The sequence below is a fragment of the Actinomyces johnsonii genome, from assembly GCF_006546835.1.
In the GTDB taxonomy this organism is placed as follows: domain Bacteria; phylum Actinomycetota; class Actinomycetes; order Actinomycetales; family Actinomycetaceae; genus Actinomyces; species Actinomyces johnsonii.
Genome location: NZ_VICB01000005.1, coordinates 249,488 through 262,442 on the forward strand (window position 1 = coordinate 249,488; position 12,955 = coordinate 262,442).

The window sequence follows — 12,955 nt, forward strand, 5'->3', positions numbered from 1 at the left end:
GGAGGTGGTTTCGGCGGGTTGCCAACGGACGGAAATCGGGAGGGGAGCAGTCAGGATGTCGGTGGTGCAGGAGTTCCGCAACCGTGAGATCGCGCGCCTGGAGCGCTCGGGATGGGCGACCAACGCGGCTCTTCGCGAGGTGCTGGACGCCGTGGGCCTGAGGCCACCGGCCGAGGTCGTGGCCGAGTGCCTGGATGAGGACGCGGACAGTGCGAACAACGTGGCCGGTGGAAGCGCTGGAAGCCGCTGGGAGCGGGCCGAACGCGCGGTCGCCCATCTGCGCGAGCACTTCGCCTCCTTCCGCTTCGCCGACGACGTCGACTATGGGCTCCTGGCGATCCCGGCGATCGACCGGCTCGACACCCGCGGCGCCATGGATCCCCGCATCCGCTGCGGCCAGCGGCCCGACCTGGTCGAGGATTTCGTCGACCCGGCCCTGGGAGAGGGTGCTGACCTCGCTGACCTCACCGGCACTGTCAAGGCCACGCTGGGCCAGGACGGCTGGACGGTGGTGGCTGGCGTCGTCGGCCAATACGGGATCTCGGCGGGAAGCTACGAGGAGATCGCCGCAGCCCCCGCGGAGCGCTTCGAGGTCGACGGCGTTGACACCCGCGCCCTCATGACCCGCCAGATCTGGGGCGCCCGCCTGCTGCAGTGTCCGCCAGGGCTCGTCCCCGACTCCGACTACGCCGAGCGGTGGACCTTCACCCTCTTCCCGGCCGAGGGCCTGGTGGAGGGCCGGGCCGTCTCGGGAACCGTGCTCAAGAAGCGGGTGCGCTTCCGCCTGGGGAAGGCGGACCGTGGAATCGGCAGCGCCCGCGTGAGCCCCGCGCTCCCGCTTGACTGAACGATCCGGCGGCGCCGGATGGCCCGACGGTGGCATGACGTATGACGCCACACGCCTCCCCGCGGCGGGGCACGAGGCGCGGGCGGTGCTGATCGGCTAGATTCCCAGCGTGCCCTCATCCGAGAACAAGACCAGCCGGGGTGACTACTCCGCCCGCCACCTCTCCGTCCTGGAGGGGCTCGAGGCCGTGCGCAAGCGCCCGGGAATGTACATCGGCTCCACCGACCAGCGCGGGCTTATGCACTGTGTGTGGGAGATCGTCGACAACGCCGTCGATGAGGCCCTCGAAGGGCAGGGCGACGACATCTCGGTGACCGTCCACGACGACGGCTCCATCGAGGTGCGCGACAACGGGCGCGGCGTACCCGTCGACATCGAGCCCTCCTCCGGCCTGACCGGCGTCGAGCTCGTCTACACCAAGCTGCACGCCGGCGGGAAGTTCGGCGGCGGCTCCTACGGCGCCGCCGGTGGCCTGCACGGTGTGGGCGCCTCCGTCGTCAACGCCCTGGCCGAGCGCATGGACGTCGAGGTCGACCGCGGCGGCAAGACCTACGCCATGAGCTTCCACCGCGGCGAGCCCGGCATCTTCGACGACTCCGCCGGGCGCAGTCCCTCCTCGCCCTTCACCGAGTTCACCAAGGCCTCCGAACTGCGCGTCATCGGCAAGGTGCGCCGCGGCGTGAGCGGCACTCGCGTGCGCTACTGGGCCGACCCTCAGATCTTCCCCAAGCCCACGGAGTACGACGCCGCCGCCTTGCGCGCCCGGCTGCGCCAGACCAGTTTCCTCGTGCCCGGACTCACCCTGCGCCTGGAGGACCGGCGCCCCGAGGCCGAGGCCATCGCGGCCTCCAGCACGCCCGCCGCCGACGCCGGCGAGACCGACGACGCCGTCCACGAGGTCACCCTGCGGGCGGCCGCCAAGAACGCCACCGAGAACCGCGGCGACCTGTTCGACACCGGCGCCGATACTGGCGTCGAGGTCTTCCAGGCCCTGGGGGGCACCGCGGACTTCGTCGACTTCCTGGCCTCCGACGGCTCGGTCACCGACACCTTCCGCCTCACCGGCCAGGGCACCTACACCGAGACCGTCCAACAGCTCGACCGCACCAGCGGCCACCTGCGGCCCGTGGAGGTCGAGCGCACCTGCACCGTTGACGTCGCCCTGCGCTGGGGGATCGGCTACGAGACCACCGAGCGCTCCTTCGTCAACATCATCGCCACCCCCATGGGCGGCACCCACCTGACCGGTTTCGAGCAGGCCCTCACCAAGGTGCTGCGCAAGCGCATCGAGGCCGACTCCCGGGCCCTGAAGATCACCTCCAAGGACGGCCGGGTCGAGAAGGACGACATCATGGCGGGCCTGACGGCCGTCATCACCGTGCGCGTGCCCGAGCCCCAGTTCGAGGGCCAGACCAAGGAGGTCCTGGGCACCGGCCCCGTGCGCCAGATCGTCTCCAAGGTGGTCGAGCGCGAGCTCACCGCCCTGCTGACCTCCTCCAAGCGGGACCTCAAGACCCAGGCGCGCGCCCTGGAGGAGAAGATCGTCGGAGAGATGCGCGCCCGGGTCTCGGCCCGGCTGCACAAGGAGATCACCCGCCGCAAGACCGCCCTGGAGACCTCCTCCCTGCCCGCCAAGCTCGCCGACTGCCGCAGCGACGACGTCGCCGCCTCCGAGCTGTTCATCGTCGAGGGCGACTCCGCCCTGGGCACCGCCAAGAACGCCCGCAACTCCGAGTTCCAGGCGCTCCTACCGATCCGCGGTAAGATCCTCAACGTGCAGAAGGCCTCCCAGGCCGACATGCTGCGCAACGTCGAGTGCTCGGCCATCATCCAGGTGGTCGGCGCAGGCAGCGGACGCACCTTCGACATCGAGGCCGCCCGCTACGGCAAGGTCATCCTCATGACCGACGCCGATGTCGACGGCGCCCATATCCGCACTCTCCTGCTGACCCTCTTCTTCCGCTACATGCGCCCCATGATCGAGGCGGGTCGGGTCTTCGCGGCCGTCCCACCCCTGCACCGCATCGAGGTCTCCGGTTCGGGACGGCGCAAGAAGGAGATCATCTACACCTACTCCGACGAGGAGCTGGTCACCACCCTGCGCCGCCTGGAGCGCTCGGGGCGCAGCTTCAAGGAGCCCCAGCGCTACAAGGGCCTGGGGGAGATGGACGCCCATCAGCTCGCCGAGACCACTATGGAGCCCCAGCACCGCACCCTGCGGCGCATCACCCTGGGGGACGAGGCCCAGGTCATGGAGGCCGAGTCCGTCTTCGAGCTCCTCATGGGCTCATCGGTCGAGCCCCGCCGCGACTTCATTGTCGAAGGCGCTCGTGATGTTGATCGCGAGCGCATCGACGCCTGACCAACGCGTCAGGTCTCGGTAATTCCTTAAGGTAGCCTCGGTAACCTTCGCGTCACGGCCCCCCTGACGGCCGGGCGCAGCATCATCGGTTCCTACCGGTTCCTACTCGTTCCGCACTCATGAGGGAGGTGCACCATGGCGCCTGGTTACGGCATCCGCCGGGCCGGCTCTTCGCCGTGGCCCATCCTGCGCCCTGGGCCCCGTTCGGCCCTGTCGCGCGAGCTGTCCTGGCGCCCTCTGGGCCCCGAGGACAACCACGAGCTGGCCGAGCTCATCGCTCGGGCCGAGGCCGTCGACAACCCTCCCTACCGCACCAGCGAGCAGGAGACGGCCGAGTATTTCATCGACCCCACCTACTCCGGGGTCGCAGGCCGCGACGCCGACGGCGTCATGCGCGCCTTCGGCCTGGTGCGGTTGCGGCCCGCCGGAGAGATCTACGCCTCCATGACCGGCACCGTGGACCCCGCCGTGCGCAAGCGCGGCATCGGCCGTGCCCTCCTGCACTGGCAGGCCGAACGGGCCCGCCATCTCGTGGGCGCCGAGCGGGCCGGTTTCGTCCCGGGCAGAGGCTCGACCCAGGTTCCCGCGCACGTGGTCACCACCGTCTTGGAGGACGACGAGCGCATGCAGGGCCATCTCAAGGACATGGGGTTCGAGCCGATGCGCTGGTACCGCGAGGTGCGCCGCTTCCTCGGCGATGAGATCCCCGAGGTGGACCTGGATGGGTTCATCACCATCGACCCCTGGACTCCCGAGATCGACGGCGACGTCCGGCGCGCCTACGACCAGGCCATGGCCGAGACCTGGAAGGCCGAGAACATCACCCCCGAGGACTGGACCGCCGGTAGCGCCTACTTCGCCCCCCAGTGGAGCTTCGTGGCCATGGACCGCTCCGGTGACCGGGCCCGCGTGGCCGGATACCTGCGTTCGGGCCGCTACGAACAGGACTGGGAAGCCCTGGGCTGGCGCGAGGGATACACCGACGTGCTCGGGGTCTTAAGCGACTACCGCCACCGCCGGATTGGGCCCGCACTGCTCGTGGCCGCCATGCGCGCCTACGCGGCTGACGGCATGGAATACGCCGCCGCCGGCGTCGACACCGACAACCCCAACGGCGCCGTGGACCTGTACGAGTCCCTGGGCTACGTGCCCACCCGAGGAACCATCCTCTACGCCCTCGACGTCTGAGCAGACCGCCCGGGCGGTTCAGATGCGCTGATGGGCCACCGCGCCGGCCACGATCGTGGCCAGGGGACGCACCCGGGCCAGCTCCTCGGCCCCAAGGCGCAGGGGATCCTCTGCCAGGAGCACCAGGTCGGCCGGGCAGCCCACCGCAACCGGGCCGGCCCCGTTGACGCTGGCCGCCAGGGCCTCCTCGGCTGTGAGTCGCTGATCCGGTGACCACACTGAGCCGTCCGGCGTCTTGCGCCCCACCGCCGCCGCCATCGCCAACCACGGGTCCAGCGGCGCCACCGGCGCATCCGATCCCAGTTGCAGCAGTGCCCCGCCAGCCACCATGTCCGCGAACGCGTAGGTGCGCCCCTCCAACCCCGGCCACACCCGGCTCACGGCCGCCCAGTCGTCGATGAGGTGGGCCGGTTGAACCGACAGCTCGACGCCGCACGCCACGAGGCGCCTGAGGGCCCCATCGGGTTCATCGAGGGCGTCAGCGGGCAGCAGCTGGGCGTGCTCCAGGCGCCCGGCGGCTCCGGAGAGCGCGAAGGCGGCGGCGACGTCGTCGACGGCCGCGTCCCCGATGGCGTGGATAGCCATCTCATAACCCTGTTGGGCGGCCCGGGCCATAAGGTCGGTGAGCTCGGCCCGGTCGATATTGACCACGCCGCAGGCGTGCTCCAGGCCCAGCTCGGTCGGGTAGGGCTCGCACATATGCGCGCTGCCCGAGCCCATCGATCCGTCGGCGATCACCTTGAGCGGCCCCTGAACCAGCACCGCGGAGCCATCGGGCAGGTGCGGTGAGCCGGCCAGTTCGGTCCCGGTGCGCAGGCCCTTGACGATCCAGCGTTCCAGCTTGTCGCGGTAGACCCCGATACGGATACGGGGCAGCACCTCAGGAAGAACGCCCTGGGCCGCCATGGTCTGTAGGCGCCGCGGCCAGTCGCCGGGGTCCTCCGACCAGCTCATATCGACCACGCCGGTCACGCCCCGGGCCAGCATGTCGGCCAGGACCTGCCGATAGCCGGATTCCCGCAGCTCACGTGTCCCCGGAACCTCATCGAGCCGGTCCAGCAGGGCGAACCACGGATCTTCCTTGAGCGGCGCCCCCGGATCTTGGGCACTGGCCCCCGGCAGGCCGAAGACGCGCAGCGCCGCGGAGTTCAGCCACCCGGAGTGCACGTCCCCGGAGATGAGCAGGGTGGGAATCTCCCCGGTGACGGCGTCGAGCTCGGCGACGGTGGGAACCCGGGGCCAGTTGGACAGGCGGTGCCCGAAACCCTGGATCGTGACTGGCTCGGCGCCGGTCGGCAGGTCCCGCAGCTCCTTGGCCACCAGTTCCAGCGCCTCCTCGGCGTTACGGGTGGCCAGCGTATCGATGCGCGCCGAACGCGCCGCCTCCATGTCCAGATGGGCGTGCGCGTCCCACAGACCGGGGATGAGAAAGGCCCCACCCGCATCCAGTACCTGCGCCCCGGGCGCTCGGAGACCCCGCCCCACCTCGACGACGCGGCCGCCCGCCACGTGCACGTCGCCTGGCTCACCCGGGCAGGGCGGCGTATCCAGGGAGCTTGGGACCGAACCGCCACGGCGCAGCGCGCCCAGCTCGGTGCGGGAGCGGAAGGGGACGATGCGCGCGTCCCTGATCAGCAGGTCTGCGGATGGTAGATCGACCATAAGCCACTCTAGGCACATCCGGCCTGCATACGCGCAGTTTCAGGAAGACCTGGTCGGCATCGCGATCAGCCGATTCCGACGATGGGGGCCGGCAGCGGCGAACCGGAGCCGTCACGCCGCTCATCGGCCTGCGGCAGCGCGACCGGCTTGCCGTCCTCGCTCAGGGCCCGCGCCGGTGCCACACCCACCCAGGCGGTCACCAGTTCGTCCTCACCGCGCAGGAAGCGGTGGGAGCGCACCCCACCCGTGGCCCGGCCCTTGGCCGGGTATCGGTCCAGCGGCGTGACCTTGACACTGCCGCCGCCGGTGCCCGGAAGCGAGCCCTCGGACCCGGCCACCGTTACCACCACGGCCTCGGCCAGGAGCTCCTCGGGAACCGCCGCACCGGCGATGACTCGGGCGCCCTCGCGCAGCGAGATCCCCGCCATGCCGCCTGCACCCCGTCCCTGCGGGCGCACCTTGGCGGCCTGGAACCGCAGCAGCTGGGCATCGGAGGTCACCAGGGCCAGGAAATCCGTGTCCGCCGCGGTACCCGCGAAGACCACCCGGTCCCCGCCGGACAGGGAAATGACCTCCCAGGCCTCGGCGTTCCTGGGCTCATCACCGGGCTTGACCCGTTTGATGACGCCGCCCGCCGTGGCCAGGACGATCGGCGCATGGTCGGCCGGGCCCACCGGGACCAGACCCACCACCTTCTCCTCGGGATCGATATCCACCAGCTGGCGGGCCGGGGTCGCGCCGGCCAGGCCCGGGGCGTCCTCGGCGCGGGGCACCTCCGTCGTGGAGACGACGTCGAGCAGCACCAGCCGTCCGGTGTCGGTGACCGCGCCGATACGCCCCCGCGCCGTGGTGGCCACCTGGGAGGTCAGCGCGTCGTGGGGCCTGCGCCCGCCGATGCGGGCGACCGGCTCGGCGCCGGGGGTGCGCGCCACCAGACCGGTCGCCGAGAGCATGACCCGGCACGGGTCGTCGGGAACGGTCAGCGGAACCGGCGACGAGCTCGGCATGAGCGTCATCGGTTCCACGGACGCCCCGGCCCGCCGCGCCATCCCGCCGGAGTCAGCGGATACCGAGGCGTCGTCCGGGGTTGCAGCGCTGCCCGCCGACGACGTCACGCGCTCACCGGAGGCCTCCACCAGCACCGTGCGCCGCGGGGTGCCGAACTGTTCGGCCACGGCCGCCAGCTCACGGGAGACTACGCGCCGCAGCAGGACGTCGTCGGCCAGGATCGCCTCCAGGGCCTCGATCTCCCGGGCCAGCTCGTCGCGCTCCTTTTCCAGCTCGATGACCGAGAACTTCGTGAGCCGACGCAGCTGCAGCTCAAGGATGTAGCTCGCCTGCGGCTCGGTGAGGTCGAAGACCTGCATGAGCCGAGTGCGCGCCGTGGCCGCGTCGTCGGAGGAGCGGATGACGGCGATGACCTCATCGATGTCGAGGATGGCGATGAGCAGGCCGTCCACCAGGTGAGCGCGCTCGCGGCGCTTGCCCAGGCGGAACCGGGTGCGCCGTGTGACCACCGTGAGGCGGTGGCGCACGAACACCTCCAGCAGCTCGCGCAGCCCCAGGGTGTGGGGTTGGCCGTCCACGAGGGAGACGTTGTTGATGCCGAAGGAGTCCTCCAACGGCGTGTGCTTGTAGAGCTGGGCCAGAACGGCCTCGGGGTTGTAGCCGTTCTTGACGCTGATGACCAGGCGGGTGCCGTGCCTGCGGTCGGTGAGGTCGGCGACGTCGGTGATGCCTTGGAGCTTCTTGGAGCCCACCGCCTCCTTGATCCGGGCGATGATCTTCTCAGGCCCCACCATGTAGGGCAGCTCGGTGACCACGATGCCCTTGCGGCGCGGCGAGACGGACTCCACGTGGGCGGTGGCCCGCGTCAGGAACTTGCCGCGCCCCGTCCGGTAGGCCTCCCGGATCCCGTCCAGGCCCACGATTATGCCGCCGGCCGGCAGATCCGGCCCCGGCACGAAGGCCATGAGGTCCTCCAGGCTCGCCTCGGGGTGGGTCAGCAGGTGCCGGGCGGCCGCCACGACCTCCACCAGGTTGTGCGGCGGCATATTCGTGGCCATGCCCACCGCGATACCGGCCGCGCCGTTGACCAGCAGGTTCGGGAAGGCCGCGGGAAGGACCTCGGGCTCGGTGAGCGTGTAGTCGTAGTTGGGGGTGAAGTCGACCGTGTCCTCGTCCAGGTCCGCCGTCAGCGCCAGCGCCGGCGCGGCCAGGCGTGCCTCGGTGTAACGGGGGGCTGCCGGGCCGTCGTCCAGGGAACCGAAGTTGCCGTGCCCGTCGATGAGCGGCAACCGCATCGTGAAGGGCTGAGCCAGACGCACCAGCGCCTCGTAGATCGCGGTGTCGCCGTGGGGGTGGAGGCGTCCCATGACGTCGCCCACCACCCGCGAGGACTTCACGTGCGGACGGTCCGGGCGCAGGCCCATGCGGTCCATCTGGAACAGGATGCGGCGCTGAACCGGCTTAAGCCCGTCGCGCGCGTCCGGCAGGGCGCGTGCGTAGATGACGGAATAGGCGTACTCCAGGAAGCTGGTACGCATCTCCGTGGACAGGTCGAGGTCGACGATCTCCCCGTCGGTCGGGGGAGGAGTCTGGGTGGAGGCAGACTTCGGCATGGGCGCATTGTCCGGGGAATCGGGCCGAAAACAAACCACGACACCCGGGCGTGACAGGTCAGACGCGCCCGCTGACAGCGATCGGCGGGCTTTGAACGGGGCCGCCGGCGCTCGACGACGATGGCCCAGACGATGGCACAATGGCGCCCATGACGACCCACTCACGCCAGAACTCGGCTGCAGGCCCGGTCCCCTCCGAGGAACCCCAGGACGCGGCCGCCGAGCTGGCGCAGCAGGTCGAGCTCGCCGGCTACTACCCCGACCTGGTGCTCGACACCCTCCGACTGGCCGCGGGCGAGGAGGAGATCGTCTCCGGCATGGTCCAGGCCGAGACCACCTTCGCCGAGGCCGTCCACCGGCACCTGACCGTTCTGTCCCTGACCTCCACCCGCCTCATCATCGTCCACGTCGATGACGCCCCCCGCGACGACGGTGGCCCCGGCGCCCTGGCCACCAGCGAGGCCGTCCCCCTCAGCCGCATCCGTTCCATGGCTCTGACCCGCGGCGTCTCCGATCCCGCCCGGGGCGGCGGCACCCTGACCGAGATGACGATCGCGATCTCCTGGGGCTCGGTGCGACGCATCGACATAGAGCCCGCCACCTGCGGCGACCCCGACTGCCAGGCCGACCACGGCATGACCGGCGTCTCCGTCCCCGACGACATCGTCATCCGCGTGGCCGCGGGCGTCGAAGGGGCCTCCGCCTTGGCCCGGGCCGAGGCCTTCGCTGGCCGGCTCTCGCAGATGACGGCCCGCGCCGCCTCGGCGTGACGGGACCCGCGATGAGGCCTCAGATGCTCGCCGAGGATGATGCCGAGGATCCTGTTCCGACTCCCGTCCCGAACCACCCGCAGGATCCGGCACTCCGCTACGTCCTGGCGGTCGGTGCCGTCAGCGCCGGGCTGTCCCTCAGCGATACCGGCAACGGTGGCGAAGCAGTCCTCGGCTCAGTTGCCGATTCAGTCGTCACCGACGCCCGGGCCCGTCACATCGCCCGCAGCTGGGGGATCGAGCCGACCGGGAGGCCCGGTGAGACCCCCGCCGGTGGTCCAGGAACCGTCGTCGTCCTCGTGGACGGGCTGGGTCTGGAGATGCTCCATCAACGGCGCGGGCACACCCCCACTCTGCGCCGATGGCCGGAGCGGGGCTATCAGGGCGCAGATGGTAACGACGAGGGAATCCTCACCTGCCGCCCCTCGACGACGGCCGCGGCCCTGACCATGTTGGGGACCTCGGCCCTGCCCGGCACCACCGGGATGGTCGGCTACTCGGTGCTCAACCCTCGCCTGGGACCTGCTCTTCCCGCCTCTACCGCGCCCAGCCCCGCCCAAGTCCTCAGCCTCATCACCTGGCAGGGCGATGACGCCCCCAGTCCCCGGGCCTGGCAGGACGTTCCCACGATCTTCGAGCGCGTCCCCGCAGGGAGCGCGGTGAGCATCGGGCCCGCGCGTTTCGCCGGCTCCGGCCTGACCGAGGCGGCCCTGCGGGGCGCCGAGCACCTGGGTGCTGATCGCCTGGAGGACCGGCCCGGTCTGGCGGCGGGCGCTCTGCGCCGCGGCACGCCCCTGGTCTACCTCTACGTCGGCGAGCTGGACAAAACCGGCCACAGGCACGGCTGGCTCAGTCCGCAGTGGCTGGCCCAGCTCGAACGCCTCGACGCCGCCATGGCTGAGCTGATCCGTCGGGTCCCCGCCGGCACCCGAATCATCCTGAGCGCCGACCACGGGATGGTCGACACCGACGCCGACCATCGCATCGACCTGAGCGCCCACCGTGAGCTCGTGCGCGACGTCGTCGCCGTCGCCGGTGAGCCCCGCCTGACGCACCTGCACGTCGCCGAGGGCGACGCGGACCTGGCCGCCGAGGTAGTGCACCGGTACCGCCACGTCCTGGGGGAACGGGCAGCGTGGATTGGAACCCGCGAACAGGCCGCCGAGCACCTGGGGACTCTCAGCCCACGGGCGCTCGGCGTCGTCGGCGACGTCGTCGTGGCGATGGCCTCCACCTGGGTGCTCGTGGATCCCCGGGTCCACTCCGAGGCCGCAATCGCCATGCCCGGCGTCCACGGCTCCTTCACACCGGCCGAAACCGAAGTGCCGCTGCTCGTCACCGAGGCCTGAAAGCCCGGGCGTTCCGAGAGGCCCCGAGAGATCCTGAGAGGTCCGGTCGCTTAGCTACTCGGGCCTGGCGCCGAAGACGATCTCGTCCCAGGAGGGGACGGAGCGGCGCGAGCGGCGACGCGACTTCTTCTTGGCTGGAACCGTCCTGGGCATGTCGGGCAGTGTCTCCTGGGCGCCCGCGGCCGACGGGCCTGGGGCGGCCTTGGCCATGACCTCCGAGCGCGAGGGCATGGGAATCTCCGGCACCGGCTCGGTGGGGCTGTCGGCTCCCACCGGGGCCTGGCTGCCCACCGGTACACGTCCGAGGGCGGGGCTCGGGGCCGACGGCGCCGCCGAGGGAGCACTGGAGGCCGTTACCAACCTGGTCCCGGCCGGATGGTTGCCGGTGTGCAGACGCCGGCGCTCCGACATGGAGTAGACCTGTGCGTTCAGGCCCGCGGCCTGCTCGAGGGGATCATCGGCCGACCTGGCGCGGGTCTGGGTGTGGCGCTCCTCGATCCCCCTATTCGGGGGCGAGGGGACTTCGGGGCTGTCCGGACTGCTGATGTAGTCGATGCCGTGAGGGTCTGTGAAGGCGTCATCATTGCCGGGACCCTGCCCCTGGAGACCACCCAGATCGTCATCGTGGGGAATCTCGACCTCTACACGCCGGCCCCGGCTGGAGGCCAGATCGGCCAGCAGCGCATCGGTGTCGTCCGCTGACATCGCCCCGCCGGTGGGACGGGCGTACTCCCGTACCGGAAGCATCCCGGCAGGCATCTCGACGGCCAGGCCGGTCGACTCGCCGGAGGCAGCGCCCGGAGCGGAGACGGCCGAAATCGCGCCGGTGCCGGGCGAACCGGCGGTAGCGGGGGAGCGCCCCGACTGGGCCGACGGCGCGGTGGCCGAGGCTCCGGGCGCCTTCGAGTCCTGGTCGAAGACCGCTGGGCGCCTCGAGCCCGCCCCCGCCTCCGTGAGCCAGCGCGCCTCGTCGTCCAGGGCGTGAACCGCGCGGGCCGTCAGGTCCAGTGACCAGCGGGCCTGTTTCTCCTCGGCGGACTGCACGAAGGTCACCATGATGAGCCAGGGGTCGCGGCCCTCGCGCAGCGCATCCCACTCAAGGCTGGAGGGGTCAACGCCCCGGGTGGCCAGTCGGTCCACGACCAGCTCGCCGAGCAGGGGGGAGTCCTTCTCCCAGCCGATACGGCAGGACTGGGCCTGCGAGACGGCCCACTGGCGCTCCGCGAGCACCGGCCCCTCGAAACGGCGCACGTGCTCCACGTCCATGCCCGTGCTGATCGCGACCTCGGCCGCGGTGGCGCCGGCGCGCATGTACGCCTGGAGCTGGCGGGGGCGCAGGGGCGCCGGTCCTTCGGTGGTCGTCCCCGATGGGGGCACGATTGCGCCGCGGTCACGGCGTACCGCAGCCCTGAGGGCGTCATCGACGACGATGCTGTAACGCTCGCCGTCTTCGTCTGTCATGACAATCGTGTCACCGTTGGCACCCAGCAGCTCGAGTTCGACCATGGGTGGGGCCTCCTTCATCCCGATGTCAGCACGATATGCTCCACTACGCCTCACAGCCTGCCACCCGCAGACGTCAAGCCGTGGGAGGCGCAGCGGTGTGCCACATGTGAAGCACGTGTGAATACCCTCGTGAATACCCTCGGGTGGCGCGCACTGCAAGCGAACTGTGCTCTTTCATTGGGCGATTTGGCTTGACGGGCCGCCTGTCGGTGCTATTGTGCGCGTGCCTTCCGGGACGGATGCGCCGGTCGTCGTCACGACGCCAATGTGCCTGCACGGCTCGACCGCCGTCCCCGGAGGCCACCCGAGAGCCGTCGACAGAAAAGAGTGACGAGGCCATGGCGACCGACTACGACGCCCCGCGCAAGAATGATGACGAGCCCGAGGCCGATTCCATCGAGGAGCTGACCTCGCGGCAGAAGGACCAGTCCTCCGCCGCGATCGAGGAGGACGAGAATGAGGCCGCCGAGGGTTTCGAGCTTCCCGGGGCGGACCTGTCTCGCGAGGAGCTGAGCGTTCACGTCGTTCCCCAGCTCGAGGACGAGTTCACCTGCTCGGAGTGCTTCCTCGTCCACCACCGCAGCCAGCTGGCCTTCGTCGACGAGGCGACCGGCCTGCCGGTGTGCGCCGACTGCGCCGGCTGACGATCC

9 protein-coding genes are annotated in these 12,955 nt (G+C 70.8%); 6 read left to right on the forward strand and 3 right to left on the reverse strand.

Annotation, left to right across the window (positions count from 1 at the left end; translation table 11 throughout):
- Positions 1 to 55 precede the first annotated feature (55 nt).
- From FK256_RS05870 to FK256_RS05880, 3 genes are all read left to right on the forward strand, one after another.
- Positions 56 to 847 (forward strand): hypothetical protein, encoded by a 792-nt coding sequence (locus FK256_RS05870; protein WP_141424050.1) that lies wholly within the window; start codon positions 56 to 58, stop codon positions 845 to 847.
- Positions 848 to 956: 109 nt separating this feature from the next.
- Positions 957 to 3,209 (forward strand): DNA gyrase/topoisomerase IV subunit B, encoded by a 2,253-nt coding sequence (locus FK256_RS05875; RefSeq protein WP_141424051.1) that lies wholly within the window; start codon positions 957 to 959, stop codon positions 3,207 to 3,209.
- A gap of 135 nt (positions 3,210 to 3,344) precedes the next feature.
- Positions 3,345 to 4,397, forward strand: a complete 1,053-nt coding sequence (locus FK256_RS05880) for a GNAT family N-acetyltransferase (protein WP_009233856.1) — start codon at positions 3,345 to 3,347, stop codon at positions 4,395 to 4,397.
- 18 nt (positions 4,398 to 4,415) lie between these two features.
- Here FK256_RS05880 and FK256_RS05885 read toward each other — a convergent pair whose 3' ends face one another.
- Complete coding sequence (locus FK256_RS05885; RefSeq protein WP_211343531.1) at positions 4,416 to 6,059, reverse strand: amidohydrolase; 1,644 nt, start codon at positions 6,057 to 6,059, stop codon at positions 4,416 to 4,418.
- Between the two features lie 65 nt (positions 6,060 to 6,124).
- Positions 6,125 to 8,680, reverse strand: a complete 2,556-nt coding sequence (locus FK256_RS05890) for a DNA gyrase/topoisomerase IV subunit A (RefSeq protein ID WP_141424052.1) — start codon at positions 8,678 to 8,680, stop codon at positions 6,125 to 6,127.
- Between the two features lie 149 nt (positions 8,681 to 8,829).
- On the opposite strand from FK256_RS05890, the gene FK256_RS05895 reads away from it, so the two are divergent.
- Entirely contained in the window at positions 8,830 to 9,450 is a 621-nt protein-coding gene (locus FK256_RS05895; protein ID WP_009233853.1) for a DUF5998 family protein, read from the forward strand.
- Between the two features lie 23 nt (positions 9,451 to 9,473).
- Positions 9,474 to 10,799: an alkaline phosphatase family protein gene (locus FK256_RS05900; protein WP_141424053.1), complete on the forward strand. Its 1,326-nt coding sequence runs from the start codon at positions 9,474 to 9,476 to the stop codon at positions 10,797 to 10,799.
- 54 nt (positions 10,800 to 10,853) lie between these two features.
- On the opposite strand, the gene sepH is transcribed toward FK256_RS05900, so the two are convergent.
- On the reverse strand, positions 10,854 to 12,305 hold the full coding sequence (gene sepH, locus FK256_RS05905; protein WP_039893078.1) for a septation protein SepH: 1,452 nt from the start codon (positions 12,303 to 12,305) through the stop codon (positions 10,854 to 10,856).
- Between the two features lie 338 nt (positions 12,306 to 12,643).
- Here sepH and FK256_RS05910 point away from each other — a divergent pair, with 338 nt between their 5' ends.
- Positions 12,644 to 12,949, forward strand: coding sequence for a DUF4193 domain-containing protein (locus FK256_RS05910; RefSeq protein WP_004565030.1), 306 nt, complete (start codon positions 12,644 to 12,646; stop codon positions 12,947 to 12,949).
- Positions 12,950 to 12,955 lie beyond the last annotated feature (6 nt).

Excerpts from the sequence above, each read along its gene's own strand:
- FK256_RS05870 (WP_141424050.1), top strand. The coding sequence starts at position 56 with ATGTCGGTGGTGCAGGAGTTCCGCAACCGTGAGATCGCGCGCCTGGAG.
- FK256_RS05890 (WP_141424052.1), bottom strand. The coding sequence starts at position 8,680 with ATGCCGAAGTCTGCCTCCACCCAGACTCCTCCCCCGACCGACGGGGAG.
- FK256_RS05900 (WP_141424053.1), top strand. The coding sequence starts at position 9,474 with ATGCTCGCCGAGGATGATGCCGAGGATCCTGTTCCGACTCCCGTCCCG.
- FK256_RS05895 (WP_009233853.1), top strand. The coding sequence starts at position 8,830 with ATGACGACCCACTCACGCCAGAACTCGGCTGCAGGCCCGGTCCCCTCC.
- FK256_RS05880 (WP_009233856.1), top strand. The coding sequence starts at position 3,345 with ATGGCGCCTGGTTACGGCATCCGCCGGGCCGGCTCTTCGCCGTGGCCC.
- FK256_RS05885 (WP_211343531.1), bottom strand. The coding sequence starts at position 6,059 with ATGGTCGATCTACCATCCGCAGACCTGCTGATCAGGGACGCGCGCATC.
- FK256_RS05910 (WP_004565030.1), top strand. The coding sequence starts at position 12,644 with ATGGCGACCGACTACGACGCCCCGCGCAAGAATGATGACGAGCCCGAG.
- sepH (WP_039893078.1), bottom strand. The coding sequence starts at position 12,305 with ATGGTCGAACTCGAGCTGCTGGGTGCCAACGGTGACACGATTGTCATG.